We start from the raw sequence: 18,069 nt of genomic DNA, 5'->3' as shown, positions 1-18,069 counted from the left end.
GGAACGACTCGGAAAAGACCAACAGCTCGATCCCCTGATCGCTGGCCTGCTTGATCGCCTGAATGACGATCATCCCGTGGAACAGCCCGCTGTACCTCACTGCGATCAAGCTCGCCCCGGCCCTGGCCGCAGGCAACACCATCGTGCTCAAGCCATCCGAACACGCCTCGGCGACCATCCTGGAATTGGCCCGCCTGGCCCTTGAAGCCGGTTTCCCCGCAGGCGTGATCAACGTGGTCACAGGCTTCGGCCCCAGTACCGGCGCGGCGCTGACCCGCCACCCACTGGTGCGCAAGATCGCCTTCACCGGCGGCGCCGCCACCGCCCGCCACGTGGTGCGCAGCAGCGCCGAGAACTTCGCCAAGCTGTCGCTGGAACTGGGCGGCAAGTCGCCAAACATCATCTTCGCCGACGCCGACCTGGACAGCGCCATCAACGGCGCCGTAGCCGGCATCTATGCCGCCTCCGGGCAGAGCTGCGTGGCAGGTTCGCGCCTGCTGGTGCAGGACGAGATCTTCGATGAGTTCGTCGCCCGCCTGGTCGAGCGCGCCAAGCGTATCCGCATCGGCAACCCGCAGGACGACGCCAGCGAAATGGGCCCGATGGCCACCGCGCAACAATTGGCCGTGGTCGAAGGCTTGGTGGCGGCGGCCAAGGCAGAAGGCGCCAAGCTGCACCTGGGCGGCAAGCGTGCCGAGGTCGAGGGTGACGGCTGGTTCTACGAGCCGACCTTGTTCGAGTGCGACAGCAACTCGATGAGCATCATGCAGGAAGAAGTGTTCGGCCCAGTCGCGGCGGTGATCCGCTTCAAGACCGAGCAAGAGGCCCTGGAAATCGCCAACGACTCGCAGTTCGGCCTGGCCGCCGGCATCTGGACCCGCGACCTGGGCCGCGCCCACCGCCTGGCCCGCGACGTGCGCTCGGGGATCATCTGGGTCAACACCTACCGCGCCGTGTCGGCCATGGCGCCGATCGGTGGTTTCAAGAACAGCGGCTATGGCCGCGAGAGCGGCATCGATTCGGTGCTGGCCTATACCGAGCTGAAGACCGTGTGGATCAACCTGTCCACCGCGCCTATGCCCGATCCCTTTGTCATGCGCTAGGAGACCTGCGCGATGATCGAACCAGGCATCTACAAAGACGTGATGGGCTCGTTCCCCTCCGGCGTCACGGTGGTCACCACCTTGGACGCCGACGGCAGCATCGTCGGCATCACTGCCAGCGCCTTCAGTGCGCTGTCCATCGACCCGGCGCTGGTGCTGTTCTGCCCCAACTACGCCTCCGACACCTACCCGGTGCTGCGCGACAGCAAGCAGTTCGCCATCCACCTGCTGGCCGCCGAGCAGACCGCCGAGGCCTATGCCTTCGCTGGCAAAGGCAAGGACAAGGCGCGTGGCATCGACTGGCACCTGAGCGAATTGGGCAACCCGCTGCTGGCCAAGGCCACGGCGATCATCGAGTGCGAGCTGTGGCGCGAGTACGACGGCGGTGACCACGCGATCATCGTCGGCCAGGTGAAAAACCTGATCCTGCCCGAGGCCCCGGCGACGCCGATGGTCTATCACAAGGGCAAGCTCGGCGCATTGCCGCCGCTGGGCTAATGGGCCTGGGGCCGCGCAGCGGCCCCAAAACCTTCAAAGATTTCCCGGGGGCCGTCCCGTCACCCTCAGCTTCGGTCACGGCCCCCTTTTTTCTTCGCTGGCACAGGAGCCCCGGCCCATGAGCAACGAAAAATACCAACAAGGCCTCGCCATCCGCACCCAGGTGCTGGGCGAAGACTACGTCAACCGCTCGATCCAGAACGCCGACGACTTCAGCAAGCCGCTTCAGGAGTTGGTCACCGAATATTGCTGGGGCCATGTCTGGGGTCGCGAGGGCTTATCGCTCAAGGAGCGCAGCATGATAAACTTGGCGATGATTTCCGCCCTGAACCGGCCCCACGAGCTCAAGCTGCATATCCGCGGCGCCTTGCGCAATGGCCTCGGCCGAGAACAGATTCGCGAGATCCTGCTTCAGGTCGGCATTTATTGCGGCGTGCCCGCGGCGGTGGACAGCTTCCGCCTGGCCCGCGAGGCCTTCGCCGAAGCCGATGCGGAACCTACCCGTTAACAACGGGCTGTTCGAACCACTGCAAGGAGCAACTCGGTCGCGGGTGCTCCACGGTGTTGGCGCAACAGCCTCATACAGAGCGCACCTGATGAAACGCCAGCCCCTCGACGACAGCTTCAAGGTCAACCGCAACCCCGTAACCCTGCGCGAAATCGTGCTCGACAAGCTGCGCAGCGCGATCATGAACTTCCACCTGCTGCCGGGCGACCGCCTGGTCGAGCGCGACCTGTGCGACCGCCTCGGCGTCAGCCGCACCTCGGTGCGCGAGGCGCTGCGCCACCTCGAATCCGAAGGCCTGGTGGAGTTCGCCGACGCCAAGGGCCCACGGGTGGCGATCATCACCCTGGAAGACGCCCGCGACATCTACGAGCTGCGTTGCGTGCTCGAAGGCCTGATCGTCCAGCTGTTCACCCTGAACGCCAAGGCCAAGGACATCCGTGCCCTGGAGCGCGCACTGGAAGTCAACCGCCAGACCCTCGAGGAAGGCGAGCTGCAACAGGTGCTCGACTCGGTGCAGGGCTTCTACGACGTGCTGCTCGAAGGCTCCGGCAACCAGGTCGCCGCCACCCAGCTACGCCAGTTGCAGGCGCGCATCAGCTACCTGCGTGCCACCTCGGTGTCCCAGGCCAACCGCCGTGGCGCCAGCAACCAGGAAATGGAAAAGATCGTCGCGGCGATCAAGAGCGGCGACCCGCAGGTGGCGCACCAGGCCTCGGTCGACCACGTGCGCGCCGCTGCCAAGGTGGCGCTGGAGTACCTGCGCCAGAAGCAGGAAGGCAACGCCCAGGTCCGCGACATCGTCGAGCCCCTGGCCCTGAAGGACCCTCGCATAGGCCGCTGACCATGCCCAACGCCCCGCGCTACTGCCCGCACTGCACCGCCGAGCTTGCCCGGGGCGTTCCCACCGGTGATACCCACGAACGCCTGCATTGCCGCGCCTGCGGCTACGTGCACTACGTCAACCCGAAGATCATCGCCGGCTGCATCATCGAGCGCGACGGCAAGTACCTGTTGTGCCAGCGCGCCATCCCCCCGCGCCCCGGCACCTGGACCTTGCCTGCCGGCTTCATGGAAGCAGGCGAGACCACCGAGCAGGCGGCGCTGCGCGAAGTCTGGGAAGAAAGCGGCGTGCGTGGCGAAATCGTCTCGCCCTATTCGATCTTCAGCGTGCCGACGATCAGCGAGGTGTACATCATCTTCCGCGCCATCGCCACGGAGGAAACCGGCCAGTTCGGGCCGGAAACCCTGGCGTACCGCTTCTTCGCCCCGGATGAAATCCCGTGGGATGAAATCTACTACCCGGCCATCCGGCAGATTCTCGAGCGCTACATCCTCGAACGCCAGGCCGGGGTGTACGGCATCTACATGGGCAACGACGACACCGGCAAGGTGCATTTCATTCGCTGACGGTCCCGCGATAAGGCCCATATAGCCACTATAATTCCCTCGCCAGCCACCGATTCTCGGTGCACCCTATCCCCCTTTAATGCAACGGATCGGCACACGACATGGCGAAATGGCTCGACGGCGGCGGACGCATGGCCGATCGCATCCGCACCCTCGACTGGGCTTCCACGCCCCTGGGCCCGCTTGAAACCTGGCCAGACACGCTCAAGACCAGCGTGGCCTTGTGCCTGGGCTCGCATTTCCCCCAGGCGGTGCTGTGGGGCCGCGAACTGATCACCCTGCACAACGATGCCTTCGCGCCGATCCTGGGCGACAAGCCCCTGGCCCTGGGCCGCCCGTTCAGCGAAGTGTGGCAGGAAGCCTGGCACGATATCCGCCCCCTGGCCAACCGCGCCCTGGCGGGTGAAGCAGTGTTCATCCAGAACTTCCCGCTGATGATCGAGCGCGGCGGCGCTCCGGAGCGGGCCTACTTCACCTTCTGCTACAGCCCCATCCGCGACCTCGATGGCCAGGTGGTCGGCATGGTCGACACCGTCACCGAAACCACCGCCAGCGTGGTCGCCAACCAGCGCCTGGCGTTCCTCGACAACCTGGGCCGCGCCGTGGCCCAGGCCACCGAGCCCGACCAGATCCTGGCCACCACCACACAACTGCTGGGCGAGCACCTGGATTTGTCCAGCTGCGCCTACGCGGTGATGGAAGCTGACCAGGACGGTTTCACCATTTGCGGCGACTGGGTAGCGCCCGGCTCGCCACGGCTGGTCGGCCAGTACCGCCTGGCCGACTTCGGCCAACTGGCGGTCAAACGCCTGCGCGCCGGATTGCCCCTGGTCATCAACGACAACCTGCGGGAGCTGGCGCCCGAGGAAGCGGCCACCTTCCAGGCCATCGGCATTACCGCGACCATCTGCATGCCCTTGATCAAAGGCGGCCAGCTGACCGCGCTGATGGCCATCCATGACAACGTACCGCGCACCTGGACAGGCTACGAACAAGCCTTGCTCAGCGAAGTCACCGAACGCAGTTGGGCGCATATCCAGCGAGTCCAGGCCCATGCCGAGAGCCGCGAGGCGATGGCGGCCATGGCTGCGCTCAATGCCACCCTCGAACAACGGGTAGAAGAGCGCACCGCCCAGTTGCTGCACACCGAAGCGGTGCTGCGCCAGACCCAGAAGCTCGAAGCCATCGGCCAGCTCACTGGCGGCGTGGCCCACGACTTCAACAACCTGCTGACCATCCTGCGCTCCTCCTTGCACCTGCTCCAGCGCCCCGCCCTGGACGATGAAAAACGCCAGCGTTACCTGCGCACCATGAGCGATACGGTCGACCGCGGCGCCAAGCTGACCGGCCAACTGCTGGCCTTCGCCCGCCGCCAGGCCCTGAGCCCGCAGGTGTTCGACGCCGGCCCACGGTTGCAGGCAATGGCCGATATGCTCGACACCGCCACCGGCGCACGCATGCAAGTGCTGCTCGAACTGCCCGACAGCCCCTGCCACATCCACGCCGACCTCGCCCAGCTGGAAACGGCGGTGATCAACCTGATGATCAACGGCCGCGATGCCATGGCCGGTGAAGGCACCTTGCACCTGCAACTGCGCCCTACCCAGGCCTTGGCCGGGCAGCCAGGCACCTTCGCCGCGATTTCGGTCATCGACAGCGGCGTGGGCATCGAACCGCACCTGCTCGAACGCATCTTCGACCCTTTCTTCACCACCAAGGCACCCGGCCAGGGCACGGGGCTGGGGTTATCCCAGGTGTTCGGTTTCGCCCAGCAGTCCGGTGGCGATGTGCGGGTCACCAGCACGCCCGGCCAGGGCACCACCTTCACTCTCTACCTGCCCCAGGCCGACGGCCAGGATGCCGCCTTCGCGAGCCAGCAACTCGCTGCACCGCTACAGGCAGAGGCAGGCAAGCGCCGGATCCTGCTGGTAGAGGACAACCTCGAAGTGGGTAACTTCGCGGCGCAGATCCTCGGCGAGCACGGCTACCAGGTGCGCTGGACCACCAGCGCAGAACAAGCACTGGCGCAGTTGGCCAGTGACGATGGGGGATTCGATGCGGTGTTTTCCGATGTAGTAATGCCCGGCATCGGCGGCCTGGCCCTGGCGCGCGAGCTGCGCGAGCAGCGCCCTGCACTCCCTGTGATTCTCACCTCAGGCTACAGCGAAGCGATTGCCGAAGGTGGCTATCAAGGCTTCACCTTCCTGCCCAAGCCCTATTCGGCCGAGCAGGTGTGCCAGGTGCTGGGAAAGGTGCTGGGGGATACCTGAGCAACGCGGCGCCTTTTTCGCGGGCAAGCCCGCTCCCACAAGCACCGTGTCGCACTCCAACGTCATCCCTCGAAACCTTCCACGATGATGATCTCGGCCCGCGCCACACCCTGCCGGTGCCGGCACGCCTCCTGATAGGCGTCCGACCGATAACATGCCACCGCCTGCTCATACGAGTCGAACTCGATCACCACACTGCGCTGCGGCGTCGCGCGCCCCTCCAGCGCCTCGCTGCGCCCACCCCGCGCCAGGAAGCGCCCGCCATGCGCGGCAATCGCCGCAGGCGCGCGCTGGGTGTATTGCAGGTACTGCTCGGGGTCGGTGATATCTACATGGGCAATCCAGTAGGCCTTCATTCGTCGTGCTCCTGTGTCAGTCGATTTATGTATTATGGTATACCACAAGGCATTAGCCGATCATAGCGAGCCCGCACCATGCCCTTCCACAGCATCGAAGCACTTCTCGACGACTACCGCCAAGGCAAGATGGTCCTCTTGGTGGACGACGAAGATCGGGAAAACGAAGGCGACCTGCTGATTGCCGCCGAGCACTGCAACGCCCAAGTCATCAACTTCATGGCCCGTGAGGCCCGTGGCCTGATCTGCCTGACCCTCACCGACGACCACTGCCAACGCCTGGGCCTCGAACAGATGGTGCCAAGCAACGGCAGCGCCTTCAGCACCGCCTTCACTGTGTCCATCGAAGCCGCCACAGGCGTCACCACCGGTATTTCCGCCGCCGACCGTGCTCGCACTGTGGCCGCCGCCATGGCGCCCGACGCCCGCCCGGAGCACCTGGTACAACCTGGCCACATCTTCCCCCTGCGCGCCCGCGAGGGCGGCGTACTCACCCGCGCCGGACACACCGAGGCCGGCTGCGACCTGGCGCGCCTGGCCGGCTTCGCCCCGGCCTCGGTGATCGTCGAAGTGCTCAACGACGACGGCACCATGGCCCGCCGCCCCGACCTGGAACGCTTTGCCGAACGCCACGGCATCAAGATCGGCACCATCGCCGACCTGATCCACTACCGCCTGAGCACCGAGCAAACGGTAAAACGCATCGGCGAACGCGAACTGCCCACCGTGCACGGTACCTTCCGCCTGGTGACCTACGAAGACCGCATCGAAGGTGGCGTGCACATGGCCATGGTGATGGGCGACATCCGGCGCGAGCAGCCAACCCTGGTGCGGGTGCACGTGATCGACCCGCTGCGCGACCTGGTCGGCGCCGAGTACGCGGGGCCGGCGAACTGGACGTTGTGGGCAGCACTGGAGCGGGTAGCCGCCGAAGGGGCTGGCGTGGTGGTGGTGTTGGCCAGCCATGAATCGTCCCAGGCGCTGCTGGAGCGGGTGCCGCAACTGACGCAGCCAGTGCGGCCGTACCAGCGCGGGCAGTCGAAGGTGTATTCGGAGGTGGGTACCGGGGCGCAGATCCTCCAGGACCTGGGCGTGGGCAAGCTGCGCCACCTCGGGCCACCGCTCAAGTACGCGGGTTTGGCGGGGTATGAGCTGGAAGTGGTGCAGAGTATTCCGTTCGAAGGCAACTGATGCCCTAGCCCACCCCGGCCATCACAGAAGATGGCCGGTATCGCCATCCTCTTGCCAAAATCTTGGAATACCATAATATGATATCCCGTAGACCTTAAAACCTGCCGGCCACTCCTACACTCAAGACACGGCCACGCAACACCTACAGATCGCAGCTCCCCGAACACAGTTGGCGGGCGCACGAAGCCCGCCTCGAATAACAAAAGCAACGAGGGCGTTAACCATGCTGTTGAGCAAACGAGTAAGTGCAGTGCTGTCCGCCAGCCTGCTGTCCCTGGCCTGCCAGGCCACCCTGGCCGCCGATAGCCTGAATTTCGTCAGCTGGGGCGGCACTACCCAGGATGCGCAGAAACAGGCATGGGCCGAGCCCTTCAGCGAAAGCAGCAAGGTCAAGGTGGTGCAGGACGGCCCCACCGACTACGGCAAGCTCAAGGCCATGGTCGAAAGCGGCAACGTGCAGTGGGATGTGGTCGACGTCGAAGCCGACTTCGCCCTGCGCGCCGCCAACGAAGGCCTGCTCGAGCCCCTCGACTTCAACACCATTCAGCGTGATCGCATCGACCCGCGCTTCGTTTCCAACCACGGCGTAGGCTCTTTCTTCTTCTCCTTCGTGCTCGGCTACAACGAAGGCAAGCTCGGCGCCAACAAGCCGGTGGACTGGACCGCCCTGTTCGACACCAAGACCTACCCCGGCAAGCGCGCCCTGTACAAATGGCCAAGCCCCGGCGTGTTGGAACTGGCCCTGCTGGCCGATGGCGTAGCCGCCGACAAGCTCTACCCGCTGGACCTGGACCGCGCGTTCAAGAAACTCGACACCATCAAGAAAGACATCGTCTGGTGGGGCGGTGGCGCGCAGTCGCAGCAACTGCTGGCTTCCGGCGAAGCGTCACTGGGGCAGTTCTGGAACGGTCGGGTCTACGCCCTGCAACAAGACGGCGCGCCGGTGGGCGTGAGCTGGAAGCAGAACCTGGTCATGGCCGACTTCCTGGTCATCCCCAAGGGCGCCAAGAACAAGGACGCGGCCATGAAGTTCCTGGCCAACGCCAGCAGCGCCAAGGGCCAGGCAGATTTTGCCAACCTCACCGCCTACGCCCCGGTCAACCTCGACAGCGTCGGCCAACTGGACAAAAAGCTCGCCCCTAACCTGCCCACCGCCTACGCCCAGGACCAGGTCACCCTGGACTTCGCCTACTGGGCCAAGAACGGCCAGGCCATCGCGGCGCGCTGGAATGAGTGGCTGGTCAAATGAAAGTCGCCATCAACGCCCTGCACAGCGCGCAAGGCGCCGCCCCCGGAACCAAGGGCGCGCCCGCGCCCCGACCGCCCATGGCCCAGCGCTGGCGCGGCAGCCGCAACCTGCTGCCGGCCTTATTGTTCCTTGGTCTGTTCTTCTTCGCGCCACTGATCGGCCTGCTGCTGCGCGGCGTGCTCGAACCCGTGCCGGGGCTGGGCAACTATGAACAACTGTTCGCCAACTCGGCCTATGCCCGGGTGCTGTTCAACACCTTCTCGGTGGCCGGGCTGGTCACGCTCATTAGCGTGCTGCTGGGCTTCCCGCTGGCCTGGGCGATCACCCTGGTGCCAAAGGGCTGGGGCCGTTGGCTGCTGAACATCGTGCTGCTGTCGATGTGGACCAGCCTGCTGGCGCGCACCTATTCCTGGCTGGTGCTGCTGCAAGCCTCGGGGGTGATCAACAAGGCGCTGATGGCGATGGGCATCATCGATGCGCCGCTGGAGATGGTGCACAACCTCACGGGCGTGGTGATCGGCATGAGCTACATCATGATCCCGTTCATCGTGCTGCCGTTGCAGGCGACCATGCAGGCCATCGACCCGATGGTGCTGCAGGCAGGCTCCATCTGCGGCGCCAGCCCCTGGACCAACTTCTGGAAGGTGTTCCTGCCGCTGTGCCGCTCGGGGCTGTTCTCCGGCGCCTTGATGGTGTTCGTGATGTCGCTGGGGTACTACGTCACCCCGGCCCTGCTGGGCGGCGCGCAGAACATGATGCTGCCGGAATTCATCGTGCAGCAGGTGCAGTCGTTCCTGAACTGGGGCCTGGCCAGCGCCGCCGCGGCGTTGCTGGTGCTGATCACCCTGGTGCTTTTCTACTTCTACCTGAAGCTGCAACCGGAATCTCCGGTCGGCAACCCGAGGTAAGCCGCCATGCTCCTGACACCCAATGCCATGGGCCGCCCGCTGCGCGTCGGCCTGTACCTCACCACCGGGGTGATCGCGGCCTTCTTGCTGCTGCCGATCCTGTTCATCGTGCTGCTGTCGTTCGGCTCGTCGCAATGGCTGGTATTCCCGCCGCCGGGCTGGACCTTGAAGTGGTACGGCCAGTTCTTCTCCAACCCCGAGTGGATGGACGCGGCCATGGCCAGCCTCAAGGTCGCCGTGCTCACCACCCTGTGCGCCGTAGCGCTGGGCCTGCCGACCGCCTTCGCCCTGGTGCGCGGGCGGTTCCCGGGGCGCGAGATGCTGTACGGGCTGTTCACCCTGCCGATGATCGTGCCGCTGGTGATCATCGCCGTGGCGGTGTACGCGCTGTTCCTCAAGCTGGGCTACACCGGCACGCTGTTTTCCTTCGTGGTCAGCCACGTGATCGTCGCCCTGCCCTTCACCATCATCTCGATCATCAACTCGCTGAAGCTGTTCGACCAGTCGATAGAAGACGCGGCGGTGATCTGCGGCGCCTCGCGCTTGCAGGCGATCTTCAAGGTGACTTTCCCGGCCATTCGCCCGGGGATGATCGCCGGTGGCCTGTTCGCCTTCCTGGTGTCGTGGGACGAGGTGGTGCTCAGCGTGATGATGGCCAGCCCCACCTTGCAAACCCTGCCCGTGAAGATGTGGACCACCCTGCGCCAGGACCTGACCCCGGTGATCGCCGTCGCCTCGACGCTGCTGATCGGCCTGTCGGTGCTGGTGATGGTCATCGCCGCCGCCCTGCGTCGGCGCAACGAAACCCGCGCTTGAGCGCCCGGAGACAACAACAATGAGTGCAGTCATCCAAGACAGCGCACGGAACAAGACCCTGGTCAGCCTGCGCAACCTGAACAAGCACTACGGCGACTTCGCCGCGGTGGACGACATCAGCCTGGACATCCAGGACGGCGAGTTCCTCACCTTCCTGGGCTCCAGCGGCTCGGGCAAGTCCACCACGCTGTCGATGCTGGCCGGTTTCGAGACCCCAAGCAGCGGCGAGATTCTGGTCGAGGGCCAGTCGCTGGTGAACGTGCCGCCGCACAAGCGCGACATCGGCATGGTGTTCCAGCGTTACTCGCTGTTCCCGCACCTGTCGGTACGCGACAACATCGCCTTCCCCCTGGCGATCCGCAAGCTCGGCGCCGGCGAAATCGCCAAGCGGGTGGACGCCATGCTCAAGCTGGTGCAGCTGGAAGCCTTCGCCCACCGCCGCCCCGCGCAGCTTTCCGGTGGCCAGCAGCAGCGCGTGGCGATTGCCAGGGCGCTGGTGTACGAGCCACGCATCCTGCTGATGGACGAGCCGCTGGGGGCGCTGGACAAGAAACTGCGCGAAGACCTGCAGGATGAACTGCGCCAGCTGCACCGGCGCCTGGGCATCACCATCGTCTACGTCACCCACGACCAGGAAGAAGCCATGCGCCTGTCCCAGCGCATCGCCATCTTCAGCCACGGCAAGATCGTCGGCCTTGGCAGCGGCTACGACCTCTACCAGAACCCGCCGAACGCCTTCGTCGCCTCGTTCCTGGGCAACTCCAACTTCCTGCGAGTGAAGGCCAACAGCAATGGCGCAGCCGGTTTCGAGGGCCAGTCGCTTGCTGTACGCCTGACCCCGGGCTTGGGGAACGAACAGGATGCCTTGATCATGGTGCGCCCGGAGAAAGCCCTGGCGCTGACCGTCGAACAGGCCGCCAACGCACCTTTACCGGCCGGTTGGAACGAGGTGCAGGCCAAGGTTGGCGAGGTGCTGTTCCTCGGCGAGAGCCAGACCTGCCATGTAGTGACGCCAGGCGGTACCGAGATGACGGTGAAGGCATTGTCTGCCGCCGGTATGCCGATGCGCCCGGGTGACACCGTCAAGGTGCGTTGGGCGGTGGCCGATGCCTGCATCTACACCGAGTGGGCCGAGAGCGACCTGAGCAAGGCTGCCGGGGCGCATTGATACCAAGAAAGGGCCGCCATGCGGCCCGATCGCGGGCCTGGTAAAGGAGTACCATAAGGCTTCACCCGCCAGCAGCCGCGACCATGACCCACCCCGCCAACGTCCCCGAACACCCGACACCTTCCGTGGACACCCCGCGCCAGGTGCTGTTCCTCGCCTACCCCGAGATGGGCCTGCTCGACCTGACCGGGGCGCAAACAGTGTTCTGGGCCGCCACCAAGGCCTGCGTGGCCCGCGGTCAACCTGGCTACAACGTGCGCACCGCCAGCCTCGAAGGCGGCCTGGTAGGCACTGCCGAAGGCCTGCCGGTGGGCACCGAACCCCTGGCGCCCCTGCTGAACACCGCCATCGACACCCTGGTGGTGCCCGGCGCCCCGGAAATCCTGCGCACCCTTCCCGAGCACGACGAACTGGTGACCTGGCTGCGCCTGGCCGCCGCCAGCGCCCGGCGCACCGCCTCGGTGTGCAGCGGCACCTTCCTGCTGGCCGCCGCCGGGCTGCTCGATGGCCGTCGCGCCGCCACCCACTGGGCCATGTGCGATGCCTTGCGCGTGCGCTTTCCCACAGTGGAAGTAGACCCCGAGTCGATCTTCGTCCAGCAGGACCGGGTATGGACCTCGGCAGGCGTCAGCGCCGGCATCGACCTGGCCTTGGCCCTGGTGGAAGACGACTACGGCCGCGACGTGGCCATGCAGGTGGCGCGCGAGCTGGTGGTGTTCCTCAAGCGCCCCGGCGGCCAGTCGCAATTCAGCGAACTGCTCAAGGCCCAGGGCGAGGACGCCAGCCTGTTCGAAAGCCTGCACCTGTGGCTCAACGACAACCTCGGCGACCCGCGCCTGACCGTCGAGCGCCTGGCCGAGCAGGCCAACATGAGCCTGCGCAACTTCACCCGGGTGTACAAGGCCAAGACCGGCCGCACCCCGGCCAAGGCCATCGAGGTGTTTCGCCTGGAGGCTGCACGCCGCCAGCTGGAGAACAGTGACTGGCATATCGAGCGTATCGCCCGGCAGTGCGGCTTCGGCAACGAAGAGCGTATGCGCCTGGCATTCCAGCGCCACCTGGCGGTCACCCCGCGCGACTACCGCGCACGCTTCGCCCGCAGCATGCCCTTGGCCGAAAGCCAGGGTTCTTTGGCCTAGGGCGGTTTCCACACGGCGCTTAGCATGAAGGCCACGGGTGCCACGCATGTGCATCCGTCGGGCCACGGCGTGGCGTAGACACCAAGGCGTATCATTGCTCCTGCCCCGCCAACCGGCCTGGACGCAACGCTGCTTCGTGTGCAGCGGTTTCCTTGCACCTTCATCTGCCGCGCCCGAGCCGATCCTTCCAAGACAAGAGAAGCTCCAGGAGCAACGACGATGAAACACATCCTGATCATTGGCGCAGGTTTTGCCGGACTGTGGAGCGCCCTTGGCGCTGCCCGCCAGCTCGACAAGCATGGACGCGACGATGTACAGATCACGGTCCTCGCCCCGCAGGCCGAGTTGCGCATTCGCCCACGCTTCTACGAGCCCGACGTACACACCATGGCCGCGCCCCTGCAGGCCTTGTTCGATGCGGTGAACGTGCGTTTCGTGCAAGGCAGCGCCGAGCACATCGACGAAGCGGGCAAGACCGTGCGTTACCGCGATGCCGACCAACAGCTCGAAAGCCTGGGCTACGACCGCCTGATCCTGGCCTGTGGCAGCCAGCTCAACCGGCCACCGGTGCCGGGCCTGGAGCAGGCCTTCGATGTCGATACCCTCGAGTCGGCAGCGCGCCTGGAAACCCACCTCAAGGCGCTGGCCAACCAACCCGACAGCCCCGCACGCAACACCGTGGTGGTGGCCGGCGGCGGTTTCACCGGCATCGAGACCGCCACTGAAATGCCGGCCCGCCTGCGCGCGATCCTCGGCCAGGGCGTTAACCCGCGCGTGGTGGTGATCGACCGCGGTGCGCAGATCGGCGCAGCCCTGGGCGACGGCATTCGCCCGGCCATCGAGCAGGCCAGCGAGGCGCTGGGCGTGGAGTGGCTGTGCGGCGCGACCGTTGCGGCAGTGGATGGTAACGGCGTGGAACTGTGCAACGGCATGCGCATCGAGGCCAGCACGGTGATCTGGACCGTGGGCTTCATGGCCAATGCGCTGACTGCGCAGGTGAACGGCGAACGCGACCGTCAGGGCCGCCTGCACGTCGATGGCCACCTCAAGGTCAAGGGCAGCGAAGCGGTGTACGCCGCAGGCGACGTGGCCTACGCCCCCTGCGACGAGGTCGGCAATTTCGCCGTGATGTCCTGCCAGCACGCCATTCCCCTGGGCCGATACGCGGGTAACAACGCCGCTGCCGAGCTGATCGGCGAAGCGCCGATGACCTACAGCCAGCCCAAGTACGTCACTTGCCTGGACCTCGGCGCCTGGGGCGCGGTGTACACCGAAGGTTGGGACCGCAAGGTCTCGCCGCCCACCGACAAGACCGAGGCCAAGGCACTCAAGCAGCAGATCAACAGCGTGTGGATCTACCCGCCTGCGCCGGAGCGCGCCTCGGCACTGGCGGCAGCCGACCCGCTGATTCCCGTGGCGTAACTGCCAAGCTGCGCCTGCTCCTCCCGGGTAGGCGCAGTTTCGCTGTGCCTTGCCAAATGCCTGCAACTCTAGGGCACTGCCGTTGTCGTTCCCTCTATCACGACAACATCACGGTTACGGATGCACCGACCCGATGGAGGAACGATTTTGAAAGCAGCGGTCTACGACACCCCGGGTGCGCCCGATGTCTTGAAGTACGTCGATATCCCCGACCCAACCCTGGGGCCTGACGATGTGCTGGTTCGCGTCGAGGCGATCTCCATCGAAGGGGGCGACCTGATCAACCGCCGCACCACACCGCCGCCCCATCCTGCCTGGGTAGTGGGCTACGCGGCGTCAGGTACTGTCGCCGCCGTCGGAGCGAACGTGCATAGCCGCCGGGTGGGCGACAGGGTCGCAGCGTTCGACATGCAGGGCTCGCACGCGCAGCTCTGGGCGGTACCGGCAGGGCGTACATGGCTGGTACCTGATGGCGTGGAGGCGGCGGATGCCGCGGTGCTGCCCATCGCCTTCGCAACCGCACAACACTGCCTTTTCACACGGGGCGTGCTGCGCCATGGCGAAACCGTGGTCATCCAGGCCGCTGCCGGTGGCGTGGGGCTGGCGGCCGTTCAGCTCGCTGCACAGGCGGGCGCGACGGTGATCGCGGTGGCAAGCGGCGCCCAACGCAGCGAACGCCTGATGGCGCTTGGCGCCCAGCATGTGGTGGATCGCGTGGTCGATGATGTCCCGGACACTGTTCTGCAAATAACCCACGGGAAAGGTGCCGACCTGATCATCGACCCCGTGGGAACGACGCTATCGTCTTCACTTTCCGCCCTGGCCGCGCAAGGGCGCCTGGTGTTCGTCGGCAACGCCGGTGGCGACAACCTGAGCGTCGACCTGTGGCCCGCCATGCAGGCCAACCAGACACTGCTGGGCGTCTTCATGGGGCCCCTGTTCGAAACGCCTACGGTCAGAGCAAGCGTCAACCACTTGCTGCAAGCGGTCGCCAGCGGCCGAATCCGCCCGGTCATCGAGCGAACCTTTCCCCTGGCCGAGGCCGCTGCAGCCCACGCCTTCGCAGAAACCGCCAAGCCGCTTGGGCGCATCGTGATGATCCCGTGATTGCCTGGCAGCACTTACCCATGGCATAGATACCGCCTACCTCTCGACGTGACATGTCAGCCCTCAGGAGATTCGTTGCATGAGCAAGGCCCCCTACGTACCCCCGGCCGTCTGGACCAACGACACCGCTGCCGGCGGCCAGTTCGCCAGCATCAACCGCCCCATTGCCGGCCCCACTCACGACAAGACCCTGCCCGTCGGCAAGCACCCGCTACAGCTGTACTCCCTGGCCACGCCCAACGGCGTCAAGGTCACCGTCCTGCTCGAGGAACTGCTGGCGCTCGGCCACGCAGGTGCCGAGTACGATGCCTGGCTGATCCGCATTGGCGAGGGCGAGCAGTTCTCCAGCGGTTTCGTCGGGGTCAACCCGAACTCGAAGATCCCCGCCCTGCTCGACCGCAGCGTCGAGCCGCCGGTGCGGGTGTTCGAGTCCGGCTCGATCCTGCTGTACCTGGCCGAGAAGTTCGGCGCCTTCCTGCCCAAGGCCTCGGCCGAACGCGCCGAGAGCCTGAACTGGCTGTTCTGGCAGATGGGCTCGGCGCCCTACCTGGGTGGCGGCTTCGGCCACTTCTACGTGTACGCGCCGGACAAGAACGAGTACGCCATCAACCGCTTCACCATGGAAACCAAGCGCCAGCTCGACGTGTTGGACCGTCGCCTGGCCGAAAGCCGCTACCTGGCGGGCGACGAATACAGCATCGCCGACATCGCCGTGTGGCCGTGGTATGGGCAACTGGTGCGCGGCAACCTGTATGGCGCAGCAGAGTTCCTCTCGGTGCAGGACTACAAGCACGTGCAACGCTGGGCCGAAGAGATCGCCCAGCGCCCGGCAGTGCAACGTGGCAGCCGGGTGAACCGTACCTGGGGCGATGAAGCGACCCAGGTGCCGGAACGCCATTCGGCGGCTGACCTGGGCTAAACCTCAACGCCAAAGTGGCCATTAGCCACTTTCCGATTTAATCTCCCTGCACAACACGCTGGCGGCACTGCCGCCAGCGCTTATCCAAGTGCGACAAGGGAGTGAAGCCATGGATCCTATCGATAGCCCCAGCCAGCTCTGGCTGACGCTGCAAACCCAGGCGGGCCTCGAACTGCGTCGCAAAAAAGGCGAGCCGGGGCGTGATGCCGATGTCGAGGTGGCCTTGCAGCAAGCGCTTGACCTGCCGACCGGTGGCCAGTCTTTGGCCGAGCAACTGAAGGCAGACCAGGCCAGCGGTGCGCCTACCATCAACACCGAGACTTTCCTGCTCAAGCTGCTGAAAAGCCAGGAAGGCTTTGCCCTGATGATGTATGAGCTGCTGGAGATGCTCGAAGACGCCAAGGCCAAGCGTGACAGCGAAACCTTGGCGATCCAGTTTCGCTTCGACCGGGTCAGCGACCCACTGCGGTTCACCCTGGAAGCGTTCGCGCAAACGGTAATGCGGGTGCGAAATGTCCTTGCCCTGCGCGTAAAACTACCGCCCTCGGGGGCGTTGTTCGACTTGCTAGGCAACCTGTGCCATGCATCGGATTTCACCCCGGAAACCTACGATGAGCGGGAATTTCCACCCCTGAAGCCGCTTTCGGCGACCCGTCATGGCACGCTGGAACAGGCTCAGGAAATCGTCAGCGAAGTGGTCGAAGCCTTCCGTAGCCTTTGCCTGTCGTTCGGCGAAAACCGTGACGCAGCCTATGCATCGGCCCTTGCCCAGCGAAACGACGCGCTGAAGAACGCTCAGGAAGTCGTGTATCAGGTCGAAGCCGGATTGAATCATTGGGACCTCGCCATGCGCGATGTCCAAAGGCATATCGCTGACCAAGTCAATGCAGGTTTGCTTGAAAGCGATACCGTGGTTTCCAGAATCGCGTATTTCCTTGATGGCGTCGAACGCTACAAGGACTGGGTTTCTCGACTTCAGGAAGAGGTGCTGGAGCTTCTGAACTTGCCCGTCTGGCGCAAGCGCCATGAGCTGTACTCGGTGTGGGCTGGCAGCGTGCTGCTGCGTACCGCCGAGGCCGAAGCCGACACCTTCCACTACCACGTCAGCGGTGGCGCCTTGTCGTTCGAGTTCGGCGGCAATCGCCTGGCGACCTACGAATACGATGGCGAGCAGTTCGATATCTGGGCCGAACTACGCTCGGACCTGGTCGGGCAGAGCAAAAAGCGCAAGAAAGGCATCCAGCCAGACTTTCGCGTGCTGCGCCCTGCCCTGGCACTTAATCCCAACAACGCGACGCAGTTGGTGCTGGAGTGCAAGCACTACCTCACTCCCAGCCCGTCGAACTTTACCGAGGCAGTGTCGGACTACGCACGCAGTTGCCCAAACGCCAGCGTGGTCCTGGTCAACCACGGCCCGGCAGACGCTGCGGCGTTGAACGCCCTTGTCGACCCATCGATGCAGGCGCGGACCCTCTTCCTCGGTGACGCCACGGTGATTCAGGAGCGCGCGACCCGGGCGTTGGCCAATGCGTTTCGCAAGGCGCTATTCCCCCGTAGCCGTTTGTACACGCCACGTCCGGCTGCGGAGCTGGGCGGCAGCATCACGCTGAAGTGGGGGGCGGAGTTGGTGGACGTAGACCTGCACCTACAGCTCGACTACCTCGAAGGCCGCCACCAAGTGCAGGTCAACTACGACACTCAAGGCGATCTACAGGCATCGCCCTTCGCACAACTGAAGGAAGACCAGCGCAAAGGGCCAGGAACCGAACGCATCGACATCGCACGTTGGGAGAAAGCTATCTACAGCATCAGCGCGAAGATCTTCAGCGGCGGTGGCGCCTTTACACCCGATAACGTCCACTGCGTGGTGCACCTGCCAGGTAGTACGCACACGCTCCAATGCAAAGCCCCAATAGCAGACAACGACTGGAAGATTGCCACGATCTACTGGGACCAAGATGGCGTGTACCTGCGCCCGTGGGTCGAAACCCTGGAGCAGATTGCTTGA

16 protein-coding genes and 1 pseudogene are annotated in these 18,069 nt (G+C 65.1%); 16 read left to right on the top strand and 1 reads right to left on the bottom strand.

The window, feature by feature from the left end; all coding sequences use genetic code 11:
* Nucleotides 1-68 precede the first annotated feature (68 nt).
* The 6 genes and pseudogenes from ACQKPE_RS11555 to ACQKPE_RS11530 all read left to right on the top strand — a co-directional run.
* A pseudogene (locus ACQKPE_RS11555) lies at nucleotides 69-1,103 on the top strand (aldehyde dehydrogenase family protein); the annotation flags it as partial.
* Between the two features lie 12 nt (nucleotides 1,104-1,115).
* Nucleotides 1,116-1,601 carry a flavin reductase family protein gene (locus ACQKPE_RS11550; RefSeq protein ID WP_427665897.1) on the top strand — a complete coding sequence of 162 codons (486 nt, stop codon included), beginning with the start codon at nucleotides 1,116-1,118 and terminating at the stop codon, nucleotides 1,599-1,601.
* A 118-nt stretch (nucleotides 1,602-1,719) separates the two neighbouring features.
* On the top strand, nucleotides 1,720-2,109 hold the full coding sequence (locus ACQKPE_RS11545; RefSeq protein WP_427665895.1) for a carboxymuconolactone decarboxylase family protein: 390 nt from the start codon (nucleotides 1,720-1,722) through the stop codon (nucleotides 2,107-2,109).
* A gap of 88 nt (nucleotides 2,110-2,197) precedes the next feature.
* Entirely contained in the window at nucleotides 2,198-2,950 is a 753-nt protein-coding gene (locus tag ACQKPE_RS11540; protein WP_427665893.1) for a GntR family transcriptional regulator, read from the top strand.
* A 2-nt stretch (nucleotides 2,951-2,952) separates the two neighbouring features.
* Complete coding sequence (locus ACQKPE_RS11535) at nucleotides 2,953-3,516, top strand: NUDIX hydrolase (protein ID WP_427665892.1); 564 nt, start codon at nucleotides 2,953-2,955, stop codon at nucleotides 3,514-3,516.
* A gap of 101 nt (nucleotides 3,517-3,617) precedes the next feature.
* Nucleotides 3,618-5,786: an ATP-binding protein gene (locus tag ACQKPE_RS11530; RefSeq protein ID WP_427665890.1), complete on the top strand. Its 2,169-nt coding sequence runs from the start codon at nucleotides 3,618-3,620 to the stop codon at nucleotides 5,784-5,786.
* A gap of 62 nt (nucleotides 5,787-5,848) precedes the next feature.
* On the opposite strand, the gene ACQKPE_RS11525 is transcribed toward ACQKPE_RS11530, so the two are convergent.
* Nucleotides 5,849-6,142 (bottom strand): DUF1330 domain-containing protein, encoded by a 294-nt coding sequence (locus ACQKPE_RS11525; protein ID WP_427665888.1) that lies wholly within the window; start codon nucleotides 6,140-6,142, stop codon nucleotides 5,849-5,851.
* 78 nt (nucleotides 6,143-6,220) lie between these two features.
* On the opposite strand from ACQKPE_RS11525, the gene ribBA reads away from it, so the two are divergent.
* The 10 genes from ribBA to ACQKPE_RS11475 all read left to right on the top strand — a co-directional run bounded on the left by ribBA (nucleotide 6,221) and on the right by ACQKPE_RS11475 (nucleotide 18,069).
* Nucleotides 6,221-7,333: a bifunctional 3,4-dihydroxy-2-butanone-4-phosphate synthase/GTP cyclohydrolase II gene (gene ribBA, locus ACQKPE_RS11520; RefSeq protein ID WP_427665887.1), complete on the top strand. Its 1,113-nt coding sequence runs from the start codon at nucleotides 6,221-6,223 to the stop codon at nucleotides 7,331-7,333.
* A 223-nt stretch (nucleotides 7,334-7,556) separates the two neighbouring features.
* Nucleotides 7,557-8,582, top strand: coding sequence for a polyamine ABC transporter substrate-binding protein (locus tag ACQKPE_RS11515; protein WP_427665885.1), 1,026 nt, complete (start codon nucleotides 7,557-7,559; stop codon nucleotides 8,580-8,582).
* Nucleotides 8,579-9,490, top strand: coding sequence for an ABC transporter permease (locus ACQKPE_RS11510; protein ID WP_427665884.1), 912 nt, complete (start codon nucleotides 8,579-8,581; stop codon nucleotides 9,488-9,490). Before ACQKPE_RS11515 ends, ACQKPE_RS11510 begins: the two co-directional genes overlap by 4 nt.
* Before the next feature lie 6 nt (nucleotides 9,491-9,496).
* Nucleotides 9,497-10,306: an ABC transporter permease gene (locus tag ACQKPE_RS11505; protein ID WP_427665883.1), complete on the top strand. Its 810-nt coding sequence runs from the start codon at nucleotides 9,497-9,499 to the stop codon at nucleotides 10,304-10,306.
* 19 nt (nucleotides 10,307-10,325) lie between these two features.
* A complete protein-coding gene (locus ACQKPE_RS11500) occupies nucleotides 10,326-11,474 on the top strand; it encodes an ABC transporter ATP-binding protein (protein ID WP_427665881.1) in 1,149 nt (382 codons plus the stop codon).
* Nucleotides 11,475-11,557: 83 nt separating this feature from the next.
* On the top strand, nucleotides 11,558-12,613 hold the full coding sequence (locus tag ACQKPE_RS11495; protein ID WP_427665879.1) for a GlxA family transcriptional regulator: 1,056 nt from the start codon (nucleotides 11,558-11,560) through the stop codon (nucleotides 12,611-12,613).
* A gap of 219 nt (nucleotides 12,614-12,832) precedes the next feature.
* Nucleotides 12,833-14,035 carry an NAD(P)/FAD-dependent oxidoreductase gene (locus ACQKPE_RS11490; protein WP_427665877.1) on the top strand — a complete coding sequence of 401 codons (1,203 nt, stop codon included), beginning with the start codon at nucleotides 12,833-12,835 and terminating at the stop codon, nucleotides 14,033-14,035.
* 147 nt (nucleotides 14,036-14,182) lie between these two features.
* Nucleotides 14,183-15,142 (top strand): quinone oxidoreductase family protein, encoded by a 960-nt coding sequence (locus ACQKPE_RS11485; RefSeq protein WP_427665875.1) that lies wholly within the window; start codon nucleotides 14,183-14,185, stop codon nucleotides 15,140-15,142.
* A 79-nt stretch (nucleotides 15,143-15,221) separates the two neighbouring features.
* A complete protein-coding gene (yghU, locus tag ACQKPE_RS11480) occupies nucleotides 15,222-16,061 on the top strand; it encodes a glutathione-dependent disulfide-bond oxidoreductase (RefSeq protein ID WP_427665873.1) in 840 nt (279 codons plus the stop codon).
* Between the two features lie 109 nt (nucleotides 16,062-16,170).
* Nucleotides 16,171-18,069 (top strand): hypothetical protein, encoded by a 1,899-nt coding sequence (locus ACQKPE_RS11475; protein ID WP_427665871.1) that lies wholly within the window; start codon nucleotides 16,171-16,173, stop codon nucleotides 18,067-18,069.

It is taken from the genome of Pseudomonas sp. NPDC089554, from assembly GCF_050280645.1.
Taxonomy (GTDB): Bacteria; Pseudomonadota; Gammaproteobacteria; order Pseudomonadales; family Pseudomonadaceae; genus Aquipseudomonas.
The sequence above is the reverse complement of the archived record's forward strand: the minus strand, read 5'-3'. Positions and strand labels throughout refer to the sequence as shown.

Bases quoted from the DNA above. Each gene is read 5' to 3' on its own strand.
- ACQKPE_RS11550 (WP_427665897.1), top strand. From the start codon at position 1,116: ATGATCGAACCAGGCATCTACAAAGACGTGATGGGCTCGTTCCCCTCC.
- ACQKPE_RS11545 (WP_427665895.1), top strand. From the start codon at position 1,720: ATGAGCAACGAAAAATACCAACAAGGCCTCGCCATCCGCACCCAGGTG.
- ACQKPE_RS11540 (WP_427665893.1), top strand. From the start codon at position 2,198: ATGAAACGCCAGCCCCTCGACGACAGCTTCAAGGTCAACCGCAACCCC.
- ACQKPE_RS11535 (WP_427665892.1), top strand. From the start codon at position 2,953: ATGCCCAACGCCCCGCGCTACTGCCCGCACTGCACCGCCGAGCTTGCC.
- ACQKPE_RS11530 (WP_427665890.1), top strand. From the start codon at position 3,618: ATGGCGAAATGGCTCGACGGCGGCGGACGCATGGCCGATCGCATCCGC.
- ACQKPE_RS11525 (WP_427665888.1), bottom strand. From the start codon at position 6,142: ATGAAGGCCTACTGGATTGCCCATGTAGATATCACCGACCCCGAGCAG.
- ribBA (WP_427665887.1), top strand. From the start codon at position 6,221: ATGCCCTTCCACAGCATCGAAGCACTTCTCGACGACTACCGCCAAGGC.
- ACQKPE_RS11515 (WP_427665885.1), top strand. From the start codon at position 7,557: ATGCTGTTGAGCAAACGAGTAAGTGCAGTGCTGTCCGCCAGCCTGCTG.
- ACQKPE_RS11510 (WP_427665884.1), top strand. From the start codon at position 8,579: ATGAAAGTCGCCATCAACGCCCTGCACAGCGCGCAAGGCGCCGCCCCC.
- ACQKPE_RS11505 (WP_427665883.1), top strand. From the start codon at position 9,497: ATGCTCCTGACACCCAATGCCATGGGCCGCCCGCTGCGCGTCGGCCTG.
- ACQKPE_RS11500 (WP_427665881.1), top strand. From the start codon at position 10,326: ATGAGTGCAGTCATCCAAGACAGCGCACGGAACAAGACCCTGGTCAGC.
- ACQKPE_RS11495 (WP_427665879.1), top strand. From the start codon at position 11,558: ATGACCCACCCCGCCAACGTCCCCGAACACCCGACACCTTCCGTGGAC.
- ACQKPE_RS11490 (WP_427665877.1), top strand. From the start codon at position 12,833: ATGAAACACATCCTGATCATTGGCGCAGGTTTTGCCGGACTGTGGAGC.
- yghU (WP_427665873.1), top strand. From the start codon at position 15,222: ATGAGCAAGGCCCCCTACGTACCCCCGGCCGTCTGGACCAACGACACC.
- ACQKPE_RS11475 (WP_427665871.1), top strand. From the start codon at position 16,171: ATGGATCCTATCGATAGCCCCAGCCAGCTCTGGCTGACGCTGCAAACC.